This is a genomic window from Enterobacter sp. K510 (genome assembly GCF_055804875.1).
Genome location: NZ_JBNRLQ010000002.1, coordinates 1 through 19,014, shown reverse-complemented (window position 1 = coordinate 19,014; position 19,014 = coordinate 1). Strand labels below are relative to the sequence as shown.

Annotated in this window: 16 protein-coding genes; 6 read left to right on the top strand and 10 right to left on the bottom strand. The window is 59.8% G+C overall.

Features of this window, described 5'->3' with window-relative positions:
- The first annotated feature begins 66 nt into the window (after positions 1-66).
- The gene (gene nrdB, locus ACQUTD_RS02645) at positions 67-1,197 is read left to right on the top strand and encodes a class Ia ribonucleoside-diphosphate reductase subunit beta (RefSeq protein WP_072569175.1); all 1,131 of its coding nucleotides are present in this window, start codon (positions 67-69) and stop codon (positions 1,195-1,197) included.
- Positions 1,197-1,451: a class I ribonucleotide reductase maintenance protein YfaE gene (gene yfaE, locus ACQUTD_RS02640; protein ID WP_072569176.1), complete on the top strand. Its 255-nt coding sequence runs from the start codon at positions 1,197-1,199 to the stop codon at positions 1,449-1,451. The genes nrdB and yfaE overlap by 1 nt, the downstream gene beginning before the upstream one ends.
- 149 nt (positions 1,452-1,600) lie before the next feature.
- Here yfaE and ACQUTD_RS02635 read toward each other — a convergent pair whose 3' ends face one another.
- Together ACQUTD_RS02635 and glpT are read right to left on the bottom strand one after the other, a co-directional pair.
- Entirely contained in the window at positions 1,601-1,918 is a 318-nt protein-coding gene (locus ACQUTD_RS02635; protein WP_234007197.1) for a winged helix-turn-helix domain-containing protein, read from the bottom strand.
- A gap of 463 nt (positions 1,919-2,381) precedes the next feature.
- A complete protein-coding gene (gene glpT, locus ACQUTD_RS02630; protein WP_072569177.1) occupies positions 2,382-3,734 on the bottom strand; it encodes a glycerol-3-phosphate transporter in 1,353 nt (450 codons plus the stop codon).
- 262 nt (positions 3,735-3,996) lie between these two features.
- Here glpT and glpA point away from each other — a divergent pair, with 262 nt between their 5' ends.
- Genes glpA through glpC form a run of 3 tightly spaced genes read left to right on the top strand, consistent with a single transcriptional unit; the run spans position 3,997 to position 8,052 of the window.
- Complete coding sequence (gene glpA, locus ACQUTD_RS02625; RefSeq protein WP_473273575.1) at positions 3,997-5,619, top strand: anaerobic glycerol-3-phosphate dehydrogenase subunit A; 1,623 nt, start codon at positions 3,997-3,999, stop codon at positions 5,617-5,619.
- Entirely contained in the window at positions 5,609-6,865 is a 1,257-nt protein-coding gene (glpB, locus tag ACQUTD_RS02620; RefSeq protein WP_473273572.1) for a glycerol-3-phosphate dehydrogenase subunit GlpB, read from the top strand. Before glpA ends, glpB begins: the two co-directional genes overlap by 11 nt.
- Positions 6,862-8,052 (top strand): anaerobic glycerol-3-phosphate dehydrogenase subunit GlpC, encoded by a 1,191-nt coding sequence (glpC, locus tag ACQUTD_RS02615; protein WP_473273569.1) that lies wholly within the window; start codon positions 6,862-6,864, stop codon positions 8,050-8,052. The genes glpB and glpC overlap by 4 nt, the downstream gene beginning before the upstream one ends.
- 145 nt (positions 8,053-8,197) lie before the next feature.
- Here glpC and ACQUTD_RS02610 read toward each other — a convergent pair whose 3' ends face one another.
- Entirely contained in the window at positions 8,198-9,406 is a 1,209-nt protein-coding gene (locus tag ACQUTD_RS02610; RefSeq protein ID WP_072569181.1) for a nicotinamide mononucleotide deamidase-related protein YfaY, read from the bottom strand.
- A 92-nt stretch (positions 9,407-9,498) separates the two neighbouring features.
- On the bottom strand, positions 9,499-10,041 hold the full coding sequence (locus ACQUTD_RS02605) for a YfaZ family outer membrane protein (protein ID WP_072569182.1): 543 nt from the start codon (positions 10,039-10,041) through the stop codon (positions 9,499-9,501).
- A gap of 248 nt (positions 10,042-10,289) precedes the next feature.
- Here ACQUTD_RS02605 and katA point away from each other — a divergent pair, with 248 nt between their 5' ends.
- On the top strand, positions 10,290-11,741 hold the full coding sequence (katA, locus tag ACQUTD_RS02600) for a catalase KatA (protein WP_473273566.1): 1,452 nt from the start codon (positions 10,290-10,292) through the stop codon (positions 11,739-11,741).
- A gap of 90 nt (positions 11,742-11,831) precedes the next feature.
- Here katA and menE read toward each other — a convergent pair whose 3' ends face one another.
- The 6 genes from menE to menF all read right to left on the bottom strand — a co-directional run bounded on the left by menE (position 11,832) and on the right by menF (position 18,828).
- Positions 11,832-13,190 (bottom strand): o-succinylbenzoate--CoA ligase, encoded by a 1,359-nt coding sequence (gene menE, locus ACQUTD_RS02595; protein ID WP_473273563.1) that lies wholly within the window; start codon positions 13,188-13,190, stop codon positions 11,832-11,834.
- Entirely contained in the window at positions 13,187-14,152 is a 966-nt protein-coding gene (gene menC, locus ACQUTD_RS02590; RefSeq protein ID WP_473273559.1) for an o-succinylbenzoate synthase, read from the bottom strand. The genes menE and menC overlap by 4 nt, the downstream gene beginning before the upstream one ends.
- Entirely contained in the window at positions 14,152-15,009 is an 858-nt protein-coding gene (gene menB, locus ACQUTD_RS02585; protein WP_072569186.1) for a 1,4-dihydroxy-2-naphthoyl-CoA synthase, read from the bottom strand. Before menB ends, menC begins: the two co-directional genes overlap by 1 nt.
- A 9-nt stretch (positions 15,010-15,018) precedes the next feature.
- Positions 15,019-15,780 carry a 2-succinyl-6-hydroxy-2,4-cyclohexadiene-1-carboxylate synthase gene (menH, locus tag ACQUTD_RS02580; protein ID WP_473273555.1) on the bottom strand — a complete coding sequence of 254 codons (762 nt, stop codon included), beginning with the start codon at positions 15,778-15,780 and terminating at the stop codon, positions 15,019-15,021.
- Positions 15,777-17,447, bottom strand: coding sequence for a 2-succinyl-5-enolpyruvyl-6-hydroxy-3-cyclohexene-1-carboxylic-acid synthase (gene menD, locus ACQUTD_RS02575; protein ID WP_473273552.1), 1,671 nt, complete (start codon positions 17,445-17,447; stop codon positions 15,777-15,779). The genes menH and menD overlap by 4 nt, the downstream gene beginning before the upstream one ends.
- An 88-nt stretch (positions 17,448-17,535) precedes the next feature.
- Positions 17,536-18,828, bottom strand: coding sequence for an isochorismate synthase MenF (gene menF / locus ACQUTD_RS02570; protein WP_473273548.1), 1,293 nt, complete (start codon positions 18,826-18,828; stop codon positions 17,536-17,538).
- Between the last annotated feature and the right edge of the window lie 186 nt (positions 18,829-19,014).

Below are 19,014 nucleotides of genomic sequence, written 5' to 3'. Positions count from 1 at the left end.
TAGGTTTTGTAGGCCGGGTAAGCTTTGCGCCACCCGGCGTATCATTGCAGGACAGGAAATACTCGCATGGCATACACCACCTTTTCACAGACGAAAAATAACCAGCTGCTGGAACCGATGTTTTTCGGCCAGCCGGTGAACGTTGCACGCTACGATCAGCAAAAATATGACATCTTCGAAAAGCTGATCGAGAAACAACTCTCTTTCTTCTGGCGTCCGGAAGAAGTTGACGTCTCCCGTGACCGTATCGACTTCCAGGCCCTGCCGGAACACGAAAAGCACATCTTTTTAAGCAACCTGAAATACCAGACGCTGCTGGATTCCATTCAGGGACGCAGCCCGAACGTGGCGCTGCTGCCGCTGATCTCTATTCCGGAACTGGAAACCTGGGTGGAAACCTGGGCGTTTTCAGAAACCATCCACTCCCGCTCTTATACTCATATCATTCGCAACATTGTGAACGATCCGGCGGTGGTGTTTGACGATATCGTGACCAACGAGCAGATCCTCAAACGCGCCGAAGGTATTTCTCACTACTACGACGATCTGATCGAGCTGACCAGCTACTGGCATCTGCTGGGTGAAGGCACGCATAACGTCAACGGCAAAACCGTGACCGTTAACCTGCGCGAGCTGAAAAAGAAACTGTACCTGTGCCTGATGAGCGTCAACGCGCTGGAAGCGATCCGCTTCTACGTCAGCTTCGCCTGCTCTTTCGCCTTCGCCGAGCGCGAGCTGATGGAAGGCAACGCCAAAATCATCAAGCTGATCGCCCGTGACGAAGCCCTGCACCTGACCGGCACCCAGCATATGCTGAACCTGCTGCGCAGCGGCGTGGACGATCCCGAGATGGCCGAGATCGCCGAAGAGTGTAAGCAGGAGTGCTATGACCTGTTTGTACTGGCGGCGGAACAGGAAAAAGAGTGGGCAGCCTACCTGTTCCAGGGCGGCTCCATGATCGGCCTGAACAAAGACATTCTTTGCCAGTATGTGGATTACATCACCAACATCCGCATGCAGGCCGTGGGTCTTGATCTGCCGTTCCAGACCCGCTCGAACCCGATCCCGTGGATCAACGCCTGGCTGGTGTCCGACAACGTGCAGGTCGCGCCGCAGGAAGTGGAAGTCAGCTCTTATCTGGTCGGTCAGATTGATTCCGAAGTGAATACTGACGATCTGAGTGACTTCCAGCTCTGATGAGCCGCGTCATTCTGCGCATCACTGGCACAGAACTCCTGTGCCAGGATGAACATCCGTCGTTACTGGCGGCGCTGGAATCGCACCAGGTGGCGGTGGAATATCAGTGTCGTGAAGGCTATTGCGGCTCCTGCCGCACGCGGCTGGTGGCCGGTCAGGTTGACTGGCTGACCGAGCCGCTGGCCTTTATTTCCGCCGGTGAAATCCTTCCCTGCTGTTGCCGTGCGCGTGGCGATATTGAAATCGAGTTATAGCGCGTCAGATTTTCCGCAAATGAATTAATTTCCGGCGTTTATTATTTCAGCTCCCCAAACATCAGCAGCTACTGCAAATAATATAAAAAAACCCTGAACAGCACTGTTCAGGGTTAAATTCCTGGTTGACATCACTCACACAGGAATAACTAGCTCTCCTTTATTTCTTCCGGATGATGATGGAGTTCACTCACCCGATAATAAATAGGGGTAATATCGACATAATTGATGCAGTAACCGCTTCCGCGCACGCTGGTGATAAAATCTTCCGGCAGCCCTAACAGACTAAGACGACGGTTAAGATTCTTCAGAACCTGCCACAGACGCTGGGTGGACGGAACCAGATCGTTCTCCTCCCACACCACGCGCAGCAGTTCCTCTTTGGTCACGATGTTCTGGCGGCCATGCTGGAGTAAATAGATAAATAGCTGCAACATCGTATGATTAAATAATACTGAGCCGAACATAAAATATTTCTCAGTACTTCCCTGCGGAAGGCGGTAAAGTCTTCCGTTGTCAATTTCGAAGTGAACTTCTTTGCCTATCACATAGCCGTACAGCCGATATCCCATCGTGTCGTTGCTCATTTGTCCTGAAACTTTGCAAGGAATGCCTTTTTTATTCCTGTTCATAGGCCATACTGTCAATAAGGTCGATTATATGGCTATGGGAATTAGTTTCAACATACAGGGGGAAGGTTATTTTGGCACAGGCCATCGCACGTCGACAAAATATTTACACAACCTAAGTAAAATATTAAGCATCTATCCGCGCAAATTGAACTACAAAAAGTCCAGACACCCGCAAGATGATCGCTATCCGGATCATTAACTTTAAATATTAATTTATGCCTTTTTTGCAGGATAAAATGCTGGTCAGGAATATCGCGCAAAAAAATGCCCCTCCGGACGGAGAGGCATCAGACCAGGGTTAACCGCGTTTACGGGCTATTGCTTCGTGATGCTTTTTCTCACCGATCATCACCACCAGCAACAGCAGCACAGCGATGACGCTACCGCCAATCATCACCATAAAGCCGCCGTCCCAGCCGAAGAAATCGACGGTATAGCCGACAATGGCGCTGGCCGCCACCGAGCCGCCCAGATAACCAAACAGGCCGGTAAAGCCTGCCGCCGTCCCTGCCGCTTTTTTCGGTGCCAGCTCCAGCGCATGCAGACCAATCAGCATCACCGGGCCGTAAATCAGGAAGCCGATGACGATCATGCAGATCATGTCCACCGTCGGGTTGCCCGGCGGGTTCAGCCAGTACACGACGGTGGCGATGGTCACCAGCGTCATAAAGAATACGCCGGTCGCGCCACGGTTGCCCCTGAACACTTTATCCGACATCCAGCCGCACAGCAGCGTGCCCGGAATACCGGCATATTCATACAGGAAGTAAGCCCATGACGACTTATCCAGCGCGAAGTGTTTCACCTCTTTCAGATAGGTCGGCGACCAGTCGAGAATGCCGTAGCGCAGCAAATAGACAAAAACGTTCGCAATGGCGATATACCACAGCAATTTATTCGGCAGCACATACTGCATAAAGATCTGCTTCGCGGTCAGCTCTTCTTCCGTTTTTTCGCTGTAATCATCCGGATAGTCATTCTTATATTCCTCAATAGGCGGTAATCCGCAGGACTGCGGGGTATCGCGCATCAGGGCAAAGGCTATGAACGCCACGACGATAGCCGCGAACGCCGGCATATAAAGCGCGGCTTTCCAGTCGTTAAACCACGCCATACCGAGCAGGAACAGCAAGGGCGGGATGCCGCCGCCGACGTTATGCGCGCAGTTCCACACCGACACGATGCCGCCGCGCTCTTTCTGCGACCACCAGTGCACCATGGTACGTCCGCACGGCGGCCAGCCCATCCCCTGGAACCAGCCGCATAAAAACAGCAGCACAAACATAATGGCAATGCTGGAGGTCGCCCAGGGCACAAAGCCCATAAACAGCATTACGGCGGCGGCCAGGATCAGCCCCGCCGGTAAGAAGACGCGCGGATTCGAGCGATCCGACACCGATCCCATGATGAATTTGGAAAAGCCGTAGGCAATGGAAATCCCTGACAGCGCAAAGCCCAGATCGCCGCGGGAAAAGCCCTGCTCCACCAGGAACGGCATCGCCAGCGCAAAGTTTTTCCGCACCAGGTAATACGCCGCGTAGCCGAAGAAAATGCCCATAAAAATCTGCCAGCGTAAACGCCGGTAATACGGATCGATCTGCTGCTCCGGTAACCGGGGTTGATGCGCGGCAGGTTTAAAGATGCTCAACATAAAGCCTCCGTGGCATGTGTTGTTTTGTAATGAGTGAAAACGAGCGTCACGCCGCCTCAAAAGCGTGCGACGAGTGAAGACTGGACGTTAACGCAGGAAAAGTCGCGTCGAATGTTACAGAAATATGACAAGGCGCTCAATTCACGCAACAAATGTTCTTTTACTTTCGTTTTATGCGCGAATATGCGCGCAATCAAACAAACCACACAAGGAATGTGGCTAAATGCGCAATAAGGGTCATTAAGATAAGAGGGAAGCGAAAATGCGCGACGTGACTGAGTACGACGTCATCATTATCGGCGGCGGCGCAACCGGGGCGGGGATCGCCCGCGACTGTGCGCTGCGCGGGCTGCGTGTGGTGCTGCTGGAACGCCACGACATCGCCACCGGCGCCACCGGGCGCAACCACGGCCTGCTGCACAGCGGCGCGCGCTATGCGGTAACGGATGAAGAATCGGCGCGGGAGTGCATCAGCGAAAACCAGATCCTGCGCCGGGTCGCCCGCCACTGTATTGAACCCACCGGCGGTCTGTTCATTACCCTGCCGGAAGACGATCTGGACTGGCAGCAACAGTTTATCAGCGCCTGTACCCGCGCCGGGATCGCCGCTCATCCCCTGTCAGCGGAAGAAGCGCTGCGCATCGAACCCTGCGTGAATCCCGCGCTCATTGCCGCCGTGCAGGTGCCGGACGGCACCATCGATCCCTTTCGCCTGACCGCCGCCAACATGCTGGACGCCCGCGAACACGGCGCGATTATCTTAACCGGCCATGAAGTGATCGGCCTGCTGCGGGATAAAGATCGGGTGAACGGCGTGCAGATCCGCCATCCCTCAACGCAGGCGGTGCAGTCCCTGTACGCGCCTGTGGTGGTAAACGCCGCCGGGATCTGGGGACAGCGCATTGCAGAGTATGCGGATCTGAGCATCCGCATGTTCCCGGCGAAAGGCGCGCTGCTTATTCTTGATCACCGCATCAACCAGCAGGTGATCAACCGCTGCCGCAAACCTGCCGACGCCGATATTCTGGTGCCGGGGGATACCATCTCGCTGATTGGCACCACCTCCACGCACATTGATTACCGTGATATTGATAACACCCGCGTCACGCCGGAAGAGGTGGACGTGCTGTTGCGCGAGGGGGAAAAACTGGCCCCGGTGATGGCGACCTCGCGCATTCTGCGGGCTTATGCGGGGGTGCGCCCGCTGGTGGCCAGCGACGACGATCCTACCGGGCGTAACGTCAGCCGCGGCATTGTGTTGATGGATCACGCCGAACGCGACGGTATGGAAGGCTTTATCACCATTACCGGCGGCAAGCTGATGACCTACCGGCTGATGGCGGAGTGGGCCACCGACGCCGTGTGCCGCAAACTCAACAATACCGCACCCTGCCGCACCGCCAGCGAACCGCTGCCGGGATCGCGCGAGTCCACCGATCGGACGCTGCAAAAAGTGGTTTCCCTGTCAGCGCCGCTGCGCGGCTCGGCGGTGTGGCGGCATGGCGATCGCACCCCGGAATGGCTCGGCAACGCACGTCATACCCGCAGCCTGATCTGCGAATGCGAAGCCGTCACTGCCGGGGAAGTGGAGTACGCGGTGGATAATCTTAACGTCCGTTCCCTGCCCGATTTGCGGCGTCGCACCCGCGTCGGCATGGGCACCTGCCAGGGCGAACTCTGCGCCTGCCGGGCGGCCGGGTTACTGCATCGCCTCAACGTCACCAGCGACGCGCAATCCATCGCGCAACTGTCCGCATTTTTAAACGAGCGCTGGAAAGGCATCCGCCCTGTCGCCTGGGGCGATGCGCTGCGGGAAAGCGAGTTTACCCGCTGGGTATACCAGGGATTATGTGGTCTGGAAAAGGAGACGACAGATGAAGTTTGATACGGTGATCGTCGGCGGCGGGCTGGCGGGTCTGCTGTGCGGCATCAGGCTAAGCCGCGGCGGGCAGCGCTGCGCCATTGTCAGCCGCGGACAGAGCGCGCTGAGTTTTTCTTCCGGCTCGCTGGATCTGCTCTCGCGCCTGCCGGACGGCACAGCGGTGCAGGATACCGCCGCCGGGCTGGCCGCGCTTGAAACCCTTGCCCCGGAACATCCTTACAGCCTGATCGGGGCCGGGCGCGTGTACCAGTACGCCCGCGAGGCGCAAAACCTGCTGGCAGAATGCGGGCTGAAATTTCAGGGTGATGCCAGCGCCTCGCACCGCCGCGTGACGCCGCTCGGTATGACGCGTCCGGCGTGGCTCAGCCCGCCGGAAGTGCCGCTGTCGCCGCGCAAAGGGGAGCATATCTGCGTGGTCGGCATCAACGGTTTTGCCGATTTCCAGCCCCATCTGGCGGCCGCAACGCTGCGTAAACAGGGCCTGCGCGTCACGGCAACGGACATCGATTTACCCCTGCTTGATAAACTGCGCGACAACCCCAGCGAGTTCCGCGCCGTCACTATTGCCCGCCAGCTGGATCAGGATAGCCATTTCGCTGAACTTTGCGCCGCCCTGCGCCCGCTCAGCGAAACCAATGACGCCATCTGGTTTCCCGCCTGTTTCGGCCTGACTGACGATAAGGTTTACGCCCGGCTTAACGCTGAACTCGCCTGCCCCCTGTACCTGCTCCCCACCCTGCCCCCGTCGGTACCGGGCATGAGAATGCAGACGCTGCTACAGCAGCAGTTTATCCGCAGCGGCGGCGCATGGATGCCGGGGGATGAAGTGCTGCGCGCCACCCTGGATAACAACATGGTCAGCCAGCTGTGGACGCGCAGGCATGAGGATATTCCGCTGCGCGCCGATCATGTGGTGCTCGCCAGCGGCAGCTTTTTCAGTAACGGGCTGGTGGCCGGGCGCGACGGCGTGCGGGAAAAGGTATTCGGCCTCGATGTGCTGCACAGCCCCGATCGCGCCAGCTGGTATCGTGATGACGTGTTTGATGCCCAGCCGTGGCAGCAGTTTGGCGTGCGCACCGATGCCACCCTGCGCGGACAATTACAGGGCGAAACCCTGCGAAATTTATATGTTATCGGCTCGGTACTGGGCGGCTATGACGCCATTAACCAGGGCTGCGGCGGCGGAATTTGCGCCGTGACCGCGTTACATGTCGCGCAGCAAATCTGCGCGCCGGGAGGATCCGAATGAACACCACCCACTTCGACAGCTGTATCAAGTGCACCGTCTGCACCACCGCCTGTCCGGTAAGCCGCGTCAATATCGACTATCCTGGCCCGAAACAGGCGGGGCCGGACGGCGAACGCCTGCGCCTGAAAGACGGCACGCTGTACGATGAGGCGCTGAAGCACTGCACCAACTGTAAACGCTGCGAAACCGCCTGTCCGTCCGGCGTGAAGATCGGCGACATTATCCAGCGCGCCCGCAGCCAGTTCGCGCCGCGCAAGCCTTCCCTGCGTAACGCCATTCTCAGCCATACCGATTTGATGGGAAGCCTGTCCACGCCAGTCGCCCCGCTGGTGAATGCCGCCACCGGCCTGAAACCGGTGCGGCTGCTGCTGGATAAAGCGCTGAAAATCGATCACCGCCGTACCCTGCCGAAATACTCCCGCGGCACCTTCCGCCAGTGGTATCGCAAACAGGCGGCCGCGCAGTCTGAATTTGACGACCAGGTGGCCTTTTTTCACGGCTGTTTTGTCAATTACAACCATCCGCAGCTGGGAAAGGATCTGCTGCGGGTGCTGAACGCGATGCAGATAGGCGTACAACTGCTGGAGGGTGAAAAATGCTGCGGCGTGCCGCTGATCGCCAACGGCTTTTTTGAGAAGGCGAAAAAGCAGGCCAACGCCAACGTCGCGTCGTTAACGCGCGCCATCAGCGGCAACGGCCTGCCGGTGATCGCCACCTCATCCACCTGTACTTTTACCCTGCGGGATGAATACCCGCATCTGCTGGATATTGATAACCGCGCGCTGCGTCCGCATATCGATCTGGCGACGCGCTGGCTGTGGCGCAAACTGGAGGAAGGCCGCCGTCTGCCGCTGCGCCCGTTGCCGCTGAAGGTGGTTTATCACACGCCCTGCCATATGGAAAAAATGGGCTGGACGCATTACACCCTGGAACTGCTGCGTAAAATCCCTGAACTGGAGCTGACGGTGCTGGATTCACAGTGCTGCGGCATTGCCGGTACTTACGGGTTTAAAGCGGAGAATTATACGACCTCACAGGCGATTGGCGCGCCGCTGTTCCGGCAGATTGAGGAGAGCGGCGCGGATTTGGTGATCTCAGACTGTGAAACCTGTAAATGGCAGATTGAAATGTCTACCCGTCTGCGCTGTGAACACCCGGTGACGCTACTGGCGCGGGCGCTGGGATAACCTAACGTTGCCCGGCGGCGCTGCGCTTGCCGGGCCTACGACATTGTCACCGTAGGCCCCGTAGGCCGGGTCAGGCGCAGCCGCCACCCGGCAGACCATCACATTCCGTAGGCCGGGTCAGGCGCAGCCGCCACCCGGCATTCTGCTACTTCGTCCCCGCCGTCACCAGCGTATCCACAACATTGATCCAGCCATGATCGCTGGCGACGTCTTTACCCAGCAACCAGCGACGCAGCATATTCAGCGCCATCATCGCGCAGACTTCCTGGCGAACCGCCAGACCGTGGCGGTTGACGCTGAACTGCACCCGCAGCGCATGCACGCCATCCGGCGTCGCCAGCGCAAAGTTCAGGTGCTCGTCATCCATACCCCCAACAAATAACGCCAGACCGGCCAGATGACGATCGCGCAGCGCCGCCGCCCAGCGCGCCGACTGCTCCAGATTATCTGCCTGCGACGGCAGCACTTCGCTGGCCAGCAACGGCGCTTCCGCACGGGAAAGTTGCAGCGCCACCAGCCCGCTGGTGAACTGCTCGCTCAGGGTCAGGCTCAGCTGTCGTTCCCGTAGCTGACGGGCGATCAGCGCCGGTAACCCTTCGGTGCCTTCAAAAATCAGGCTTTCGCCCGCCACGCGCTGCACTTCAGGCCACAGGGCTTCCATCTGCTCGCGCGCGTCTGCCGGACCGGTCAGCTTGAGTTCAATAATCGGCATGGACGAGCGATAGCCCATCACCACGCCGTCCGGCAGTTGCAGATGTTCCAGGCTCTGGGCGAGATCGCTTTCGGAGCGACCAAAAGTGGTCAGACGCAGGCACAGCGGCGGCGAGGGCAGCGTAAAACGCTCGCGCAGGCGCGGCAGAATTTCGCGCTCCACCATCACTTTGAATTCAGAGGGCACGCCAGGGGTGAAAAACATCAGGCAGCGGTTAAGCTGCATGGCAAAGCCGCAGGCGGTACCCACAGGGTTATCGACCATCTCGGCGCTGGAGGGAATTTCCGCCTGTTTGCGGTTGCTCGGCGCCATCACCTTGCCACGTTCAGAGAAAAAACGCTCCATGTGCGCAAGCCAGTCTTCATGCAACACCAGCCCCTCGCCCGCCGCCGTAGCGGCAGCCAGCGCGCTCAGATCGTCGCTGGTCGGCCCGAGGCCGCCGTTCACAATCAGCACATCGGCATGTTCGCTGCGCTCGCGCAGTATGGCGACAAGGCTGTCGAGATCATCGCCGACGGTCTGGCGGCGCGTTAAGGGTAATCCCTGATTAAAGAAAACATCAGCCAGCCACGCGGCGTTAGTGTCCACAATTTGTCCGTGCAACACTTCATCGCCGGTTGACAGCATTTCCACATTTAACATTCTTTTCTCCAGCATTAGCGGTCAAAACACTATAACGCATGGCGGGGGAATGCAGGAGGGAAACTGGCGCGGCAGGGTGCCGCGCCGGAGGATCAGAAGCTGGCGCTCACGCCGACGTACGGGCCGTCGGCCAGTTTGCTGTCGCCGTTGCCGTCTTTGCCGCTCAGATCGATATAGCGGTAACCCACTTCGACGCTCAGCGGACGCAGCACGGAAATACGCGCGCCAGCGTTGGCTTCAGAGAAATCTTTCACGCCGCTGGAGAGCGAGTCCGGCGAGTAATAATATTCACCAAACAGCTTGATGCTCTCGCCAATCGGCAGCTGTAAACCACCACCCACGGCGGCGGCATAACCTTCGTCGCCTTCGTTCGGGTTCAGGTACACGCCTTTACCGCCGACGGTTGCCATAAACGGGCCGAGGGGGAGATTAAGGCCGAGGCCCAGACCGGCAATATCGCCGTGATCGTCGTTGTGCGCCCAGTTGCCGCTCAGCGCCAGGCCGCTGGTTTCGGTGCCCATTCCCACGCCAATATTGGTGTAATCTTCACCCGCCTGGCCGCTGATGCTCAGGGCATTGGCGCCCGCAGAAACAAACAGCAGGCTGGTCAGGGTCATTAATGCAATCTTTTTCATCGTTCACTATCCGCGCAAGTAATTGTTAGACGTTCTGAAAAGCGCCGCTAGTGTACAGGGCTTTGCCTTAACACTCTGCACCAAAAGTGATTTTCCCGCTTCGTTGTCATCTCAATGCTTTTGGGTATCTCTCTGATAGACAGAGCCAGATTGCCCGCGATCAAGACTCCCGGTAAAAACAAGCCCTAAAGTGATTTCTGAAGTTATACGGAAACACAGCCGTTTTTTTGACTTCCACCAGGAGATGTATGATGAATAAAAAAGGATTAACCACCGCCGCTGGCGCGCCGGTTGCCCATAATAATAACGTGATGACCGCCGGGCCACGCGGCCCGATGCTGTTGCAGGACGTATGGTTTCTGGAAAAGCTGGCGCATTTTGACCGCGAAGTGATCCCGGAGCGCCGTATGCATGCCAAAGGCTCTGCCGCTTACGGCACCTTTACCGTCACCCAGGATATTTCCCGCTATACACGCGCTAAAATGTTTTCTGAACCGGGTAAAAAGACTGACCTTTTCCTGCGTTTCTCCACCGTTGCCGGTGAGCGCGGCGCCGCTGATGCGGAACGTGACATCCGCGGTTTTTCGATCAAATTCTATACCGAGGAGGGGAACTGGGATCTGGTGGGCAACAACACGCCGGTATTCTACCTGCGCGATCCGCTGAAATTCCCCGATCTCAACCACGTGGTAAAACGCGATCCGCGCACCAACCTGCGTAACCCGACCTACAAATGGGATTTCTTCTCCCATCTGCCGGAATCACTGCATCAGTTAACCATTGATTTCAGCGACCGCGGCCTGCCCCGTTCTTACCGCAATATGCACGGTTTTGGCAGCCACACCTTCAGCTTTATTAATCACAATAACGAACGCTTCTGGGTGAAATTCCATCTTAAAACCATGCAGGGCATCGATAACCTGATGGACGATGAGGCGAAACGCCTGGTGGCGGAAGATCGTGAGAGTTCGCAGCGCGATCTGTTTAACGCCATCGAAACGGGAGATTTCCCGCGCTGGAAGTTTTTCGTGCAGATCATGCCGGAAGCCGAAGCCTCACAGGTGCCCTATAACCCGTTCGATCTGACGAAAGTGTGGCCGCACGGCGATTATCCGCTGATCGAAGTGGGCGTTCTGGAGCTGAACCGCAATCCGGATAACTACTTTGCGGAAGTGGAACAGGTGGCGATGTCCCCGGCGAACATCGTGCCGGGCATTGGTTTCTCACCGGATCGTATGTTGCAGGGCCGTCTTTTCTCTTATGGCGATGCGCACCGTTATCGTCTGGGGGTGAACCATCACCAGATCCCGGTCAACCAGCCGCGCTGCCCGTTCCATAATTATCACCGCGACGGCGCGATGCGTGTGGACGGCAACAGTGGCAACGGTCCGACCTACGAGCCTAACAGCTTCGGCGTCTTCCAGGAGCAGCCGGACTACAGCGAACCGCCATTGTCGGTGGAGGGCGCTGCGGATCACTGGAATCACCGGGAAGATACGGACTATTTCAGCCAGCCGCGCAAGCTGTTTGCCCTGATCGGTGAAGAAGAACGCCAGCGCATGTTTGCCCGCATCGCGGGAGATATGAAAGATGTGCCGGAATTTATTCAGCAGCGGCAGATCGGTTTATTCAGCGAAGTGGATCCGGCGTACGGCGCGGGTGTCGCCGCCGCGCTGAACGCCATTAACGCAATCCGATAACATCAACGAATTGCCCGGCGGCGCAGGCTTGCCGGGCCTACAATGTCAAAAGAGTAGGTCGGGTAAGCGCAGCGCCACCCGACATTGAGTTTATACCGTCGCCACCCAGTGCTGTAAGGCGCGGCGGGAGATTTTGATGCCGCCCTGCGCCAGGTGCTCGGGCAACGCCAGCCAGCGGATCGGTTGCTGGAAGCGGGCCAGTTTATCCCGGCACCAGTCGGCCAGCGCTGAAGACGGGTAGCCGTCCTGCAACTCCACCACCGCCACGGATCGATGACCAAATTCGGCGTCCTCTTTGGGGACGATAAACACCTGCCGCACCTGCGGATGTGCGGCAATTACGCGTTCCACCTCTTCCGGCTGGATCCCTTCGCCGCCGCTGAAAAACAGATTATCCATGCGGCCAGCAATGGTCAGACGATCGCCCTCCGACAGGCCACGATCGCGGGTGGCAAACCAGCCGTCGGCATTGCCCAGCGGCACCAGATTACCGTCACGCCAGTAGCCCGCCGCCATGCTGGCCGCACGCAGCCAGACTTCGCCATCGACGATTTTCACTTCGCGCCCAGGCAACGCACTGCCCACATCCGGCAGCCCGTCGGCTTCTTTGGCGCACACCGTGGAGGCGAATTCCGTTAAGCCATAACCGCACCAGCTGCGAATGCCGCGCTTGCGGGCGAGTTCTGTCAGCTCCACCGGGATGGCCGCGCCGCCCAGCAGCACCGCTTTCAGCGCCACGCTGGCGTTCTCGTTGAGCAGACGCCACAGCTGTGTCGGCACCAGCGAGGCATGGGTGCAGCCCTGCAACGCCTGCTGTAGCGGCATTTTTTCGCGCACGGTGATGCGCGCCCCCGCCAGCAGCCAGCGCCATAAAATCCCCTGCCCGGAGACGTGGTACAGCGGGAGCGAAAGCAGCCAGTCGTCCTGTTCACTAAAAGGCATCAGCGACAGCACGCCCGCCGCGCTCGCCAGATGCGCATCTGGCGTATGCACCGCCGCTTTGGGCAGACCGGTAGAGCCGGAGGTCAGCGTCATGGTGGCGAGCCGCTGCCCGTCCCATGGCACGGCATGATGGCCGCTAATTACGCCAGGTTCCAGACGCGAAAGCCCGGCGTAGTCGCCGTAATCCGCCAGATCCAGCGCATGGCGCAGCGTCATTGATGGCAATAATTCCCGAAGCAGCGTGTCCGGTTGCTGCGGATTTACCGGCAGAATACGCGCGCCGCATTGCAGCAGCGCCAGCCACGACAGCAGGGTCAGCGGATGATTGCAGGCGCGCAGCATCACGCCGTCGCCGCACTGTACGCCCTGGGCGGCAAAGCCGCTCGCCAGCGCGTCCACCCGCTCGCACAGCGCCTGCCAGCTCAGGATCTCATCACCGGAGCGGATCGCTACCGCATCCGGGCGCTGTTCGCGCCAGTGTCGCCAGGGCCAGTCGTGAAAGGTCACAGCAGCGGCTCCAGGACGTCTGTTTGCAGACAGGGCAGCGCGCTGCCCGGCCAGCGGCGCAGTAATTGCGCCTGCATCAGGTTAAGCGTATCCAGACCTGGCGTGGTAGCTGGCGTCAGCCAGGCGGCGATGCGCGCCAGCTGCGTCAGGCCCAGGCTGGATTCAAGAGAGGAGCTGATCACCGCCGTCAGGCCGAGGGCGTGGGCCGCTTCAACCTGTTCGCGCACTTTTTCAAGGCTGCCGGTCAGCGTGGGCTTGATCACCACCGCGCTTACGCCCTCCTCCGCCACAAAGGTAAAATCATCCTCGCGCAGGCTTTCGTCCCAGGCGATGGCGATACCGGTGTCACGGGCAAAGGCACGGGAATCCTCGCGGGTTTTGCAGGGCTCTTCGAGAAAGGCGATGCGCTGGCGATGGGCCGGATTAACGTATTTCGCAAACTGCTGTGCTTTGAGCGGCGTCCAGGCGCGGTTGGCGTCGAGGCGCAAATGCAGCTCCGGCACCGCCTCCAGCAGCAGATTGACCACCATGCCATCGCGTACCGCTTCATACAGTCCGACTTTCACCTTCGCCACTTTCTCGCCCGGCATGGCGGCCAGAGCGACAATCAGCTCGTCCGGATCGCCGGTACAGAGCGGCGCAGCGCGATAGTTGCCTGCAACGGGTAATTCATCGTGCAGCTCCGCCAGCGCGCAGCTTAATCCAAAGGCGGCGGAAGGCGCTGAGGGCCAGGCCGGTGAGTCGCCAGCCAGCCAGGCGTTTACCCAGTCCAGCGCGGCGCGCTCTGCGTCCGCCAGTGATTCACGGCTGAAGCCCGGCAGGGGGGCGATCTCGCCCCACCCTTCCCGCCCGCCGTCACGCAGCTGCACCAGCAGGCCATCGCGGGTTTTCAGACGCTGTTCACGCAGCACGACGCCCGCATCCATCGGCAGCTGCCAGCGATAAACCTGCGCCTGACGCATTACGGATTCCGTTTGTATTTGCTGAAGTCCGGCTGGCGTTTTTCGTTAAACGCGTTGCGGCCTTCCTGACCTTCTTCGGTCATGTAGAACAGCATGGTGGCGTTGCCCGCCAGTTCTTGTAAACCAGCCTGGCCGTCGCAGTCGGCGTTCAGCGCCGCTTTCAGGCAGCGCAGCGCCATCGGGCTGTTTTGCAGCATTTCGCGGCACCAACGCACGGTCTCTTTTTCCAGATCGGCCACCGGCACCACGGTATTGACCAGCCCCATTTCCAGCGCCGCTTTCGCATCATACTGACGGCACAGGAACCAGATCTCACGCGCTTTCTTCTGCCCGACGATGCGCGCCATATAGGATGCGCCCCAGCCGCCGTCGAAAGAGCCGACTTTCGGGCCGGTCTGGCCGAAGATAGCGTTTTCTGCCGCGATGGTCAGATCGCACATCATATGCAGCACATGGCCGCCGCCGATGGAATAACCCGCCACCATCGCCACTACCGGTTTCGGACAGGTGCGGATCTGGCGCTGGAAATCCAGCACGTTGAGATGATGCACGCCGGAGTCATCCTGATAACCGCCGTAGTCGCCGCGCACTTTCTGATCGCCGCCGGAACAGAAGGCTTTATCGCCTTCGCCGGTGAGGATGATCACGCCGACGTTATCGTCGTAACGCGCATCTGCCAGCGCCTGCATCATCTCTTTTACCGTCAGCGGACGAAACGCGTTGCGCACCTGCGGACGGTTAATGGTGATTTTCGCAATGCCATCGGTGGACTTGTGGTAGCGGATATCGGTGTAGCCTTCGGAACAGTCGAGCCACTCAACCGGCGCGTAAAGCATTGTTTCATCTGGATAGATCATAAAGATTCCTTAGTGAAGACGCAGAATATGCGCCAGACGGGCCGCCACAGCGGCGGGGTTTTCCCGGTGGGCGTTATGTCCGGCGTCAGCAATTAACAGGCAGGGCGCGGCGAGTTCATCGCCGATGGCGCGGAATTTCGCGTCGTGCTCGCCACATAAGTAGTAAAACGGGAAAGGTCGCTCACTTAGCGCGGCGCGCAGATCCGGCTGGCGTGACAGCGAGGTGGCGTCGAGCATGGCGGCAAGCGCGGTACCACTGTTGTGCTGACGTAACGCCACCAGCGCGCGGCGCTGTTCAGCGCTGAGGGACGCAAAAACCGGCTGCTGATACCAGTCGGTGAATACGTCCTCTGATGGTTCATGGCGAAACCGCGACGCCCAGCGGGCGTCGTTTTCCGCGCGCTGGCGACGGGCGGCGGCACCGGTTAATCCCGGATGCGCCCCTTCGACAATCAGCCCTGCCAGACCCGGCGGTATCGCACAGGCGTGATACATCCCGAGGCGACCGCCGAGGGAGTAGCCGATGAGCCAGTATTTGAGTATGTTGTAACTAAGAAGGGTGTCACTGAGCAACGCGCTGACCTGCGCGAAATCCGCCACTTTAATATCTGCCGAGCCGCCGTGCCCCGGCAAATCAATATACAGCCGGGAATGATCGCGAAACTGCTCGCCCACCGGCTGCCATTCGCGGTGATCGCCGGAAAAACCGTGCAGGAACACCAGCCACGGCAGCGCGGCGTTAGCGGCTTCAGCGCGGGCATGCAGGATCATAGCTGGCTGACTCCCGCCAGCAGCTGCTGGAGCGTCTGCGCGCCGTCGGTTTCGCTGACCACCAGTTCGATAATCGTCGCCTGCGGCCTGCGCCACGCCTGCGTCAGCGCCCCGTCCAGCGCCTGCCAGCTTTCCGGGCGATGGTAATGCAGGCCAAACATGGCGGCGGCATGTTCAAAATGGACGTTCTGCGGCATCTGGTAAAAACGCTCCCGCTCGGCTGGCGGCGTGGGCAGCAGGGAGAAAATCTGCCCGCCATTGTTGTTTACCACCATCAGCACGAAGGGCGCGGAGACCTGGCGCAGTAACGCCAGGCCGTTGAGATCGTAGAGCGCGGAGAGATCGCCGACGATGGCCAGCGTCGGTTTACCGCTGGCGCGCTGCACGCCCGCCGCGGTGGAGAGTAAGCCGTCGATACCGCTCGCCCCGCGGTTGCTGTACACCGGATAACCCGCGGGCAGCTGCCCGAGCGCATCCACCAGACGCACCACCAGACTATTGCCTAAAAAGAGCTGCCCCTGTTCCGGGAGATAGTCCGCCAGACGGTGCGCCAGCTGCGCCTCGCCGAACGTCTCACGCTGCGCTTCCACCGCCTGCCAGGCCTGTTGCGCCAGCGCCGGGATGTCGCTGCACCAGGACGCGCGAGGTTCCGCCGGATGTTCATCCAGCCAGTCGCCGATGGCGGATACCAGCCGCCGTCCGCGATGATGCGCGGGATCAAGCCGTCCCGGCAGGTTGTCCACCAGCCAGTACTCTTCCGGCTCGCAGGCGGCCTGCCACTGAAGCAGCCGTTTTCCGGTCAGGCTGCTACCTAACTGGATAACAATCTGCGCCTGCGCCAGCTCGGTTACCGCGCGGGCATTGCCCAGCCACAGATCGGCACAGGGCAGCGGTTGGCCGGTCTGCGACAGCACGTCGCCAATCAGCGGCCAGCCGAGCGTCTGCGCCCATTCCGCAGCCTGTTTGCCTTCGGCAGCGCTCATCCGCCCGGCCACCACCACGCCGCGCTTTTGCCGCCAGAAAAACCAGTCGCGCTGGCGGGCGCTGTGTAGCCGGGTGTTTTCCCGCAGCCAGGGCTTATCGCTGCGCCACCAGTCGCCAAGCTGTTGTTGCCAGTCGAGGCCGGTGGCATCCAGTTCGCCATACAGCGGTTCGGCAAAGGGGCAGTTAATGTGTACCGCGCCGCAATGCAGCGATCCGAGAAGATTATCAATCGTACTCACCAGCCAGCGGGCGGGAATGTCCTGGGTCGGGCGCGGAAGCGACAGCGCCTGTGAGGGATGGGAGGCGAAGATACCAGGCTGGCGGATCGCCTGATTCGCGCCGCAGTCGATCAGCTCCGGGGGGCGATCGGCGGTGAGCAGGATCAGTTTTTCGCCGGTCAGCCCCGCCTCGATCAGCGCCGGATAAAGATTGGCGACTGCGGTACCGGAGGTGACGATAACCGCCACCGGCTCGCCGCTGACCTTCGCCAGCCCGAGCGCCAGATGGCCGAGGCCACGCTCATCAAAATGGGTATGGTGAACGAAGGCTTTTTTTCCTGCGGCGGCCAGCGTCAGCGGCGTCGAGCGCGAGCCCGGCGCGATGCAGACGTGTCGCACGCCATGGCGGGTTAAGGCTTCGAGAATGACGTCGGCCCAGCGTCGGTTGAATGAACTTACTGACATAAGTTTGTCCGGTATCAATATTGCGACACAGTATAAAGAACACAGAACGCCGGGTTTTTGATATGAATCGGTAATGAGTGAATCTGTCTTAATCCATCAGGAGTACGGAGCGCAAACCGGCCGCTTTGTTTTCGATCTCCTGCCACTCGAGTTGAGGATCGGAACCGGCGACGATCCCGGCCCCGGCGTAGAGCCGCACCCTGCCGCCTGAGACATGCGCCGAACGCAGCGCCACGCAAAATTCCGTCTGCTGACCGGAGAGGTAGCCTGCGGATCCGGCATACCAGTCGCGGGAAAAGGGCTCATGCTGCCGGATAAATTCCCGTGCCGCCTCGCGGGGCAGCCCGGCCACCGCCGCGGTGGGTTGCAGCTGATACAGACAGTGCGCGTCGTCCGGCGCGTTTAACGTCATCCAGATGCAGCGGCGCAGATGCTGGACTTTTCGCAGGCGCACGACCTGGGCGGGAAGAATATCGTAGCCGTTACCCAGCGGTTCCAGCCGCTGACAGATATCCTCCACCACCAGCTGATTTTCCCGCTGGTTTTTGTCGTCTGCCAGCAGCCACTGGCCGAGGGCATGGGCGCGAGCGTCGTCGGCATGGTTTTCAATAGTGCCCGCCAGCGCTTCGGTGCGCAGCGCGCGGTCAATGCGCCGCCACAGCCGTTCGGGGCTGGAACCCAGAAACGCCTCCTGCGGGCTGAACGCCATATAAAAGTGATAACAGCTGAAATTGACGCTTCGGCTGGCGGCCATCAGCGCCGCAGCGTTCACCGGCTGGCTGAAGTGCAAATCGCTGGCGCGCGCCAGCACCACTTTGTCCATCTGCTGCCGTTCTATGGCCTCTGTAGCGAGACGCACCCGCTGGCACCAGCCGTCGTGATCCGGGCTGTGCTGCTCGCCGGTCAGATGAAGCTTCAGGGGTGAAAACGGCATGGCGGGGCGTAGCTGGTCAAGGAATGCTGCGGCGCAAATGGCATCGTCGCGCAGGGAGGTTTCACTCCACAGATTAAGACAGAGCCAGCCGTTTGCGCCCACGCGACGCCATTCTAGACGCGGCAGGAACAGATCGCCACGCTGTGGATCGAAGGCGTTCAGCCCCCATATGCGCAGTTGCGCATCGTCGCTGTGCTGTAGAAATGTTTGTGCGTCGGCAAGAGAGCGAAAGCGCCGGAGCGCGCCCAGCGCGGCAGCCTCGTCTTCATTGCCGCGCTGCTGCCAGTAAAACTGTGGAAAATGAGGTTGTCCGGCAAGCCAGGCGAGGGGATCGCGGGACTCGTCAAACGCCAGCGGAATGCACAGGCGGCGCAGACCGGGCTGGTCCGGCAACGGCGTTGCCAGTTGCTGTCTGAGCTGCCACAACGCTTCATCTATTATCGCCACGAATGATCCCACCCTTTTGCATAAACCCGGACATTATACGGGGTTGTTCGTGTAAAAAAAGACACCCCGCCGGGGCGGGGTGTCTTGGTTTGATGAGCTGGTTTTTGCCCGGCGGCGCTTCGCTTGCCGGGCCTACAGGTTGTGGCAGGCCGGGTAAGGCGCTGCCGCCCCCCCGGCAGACCGTCA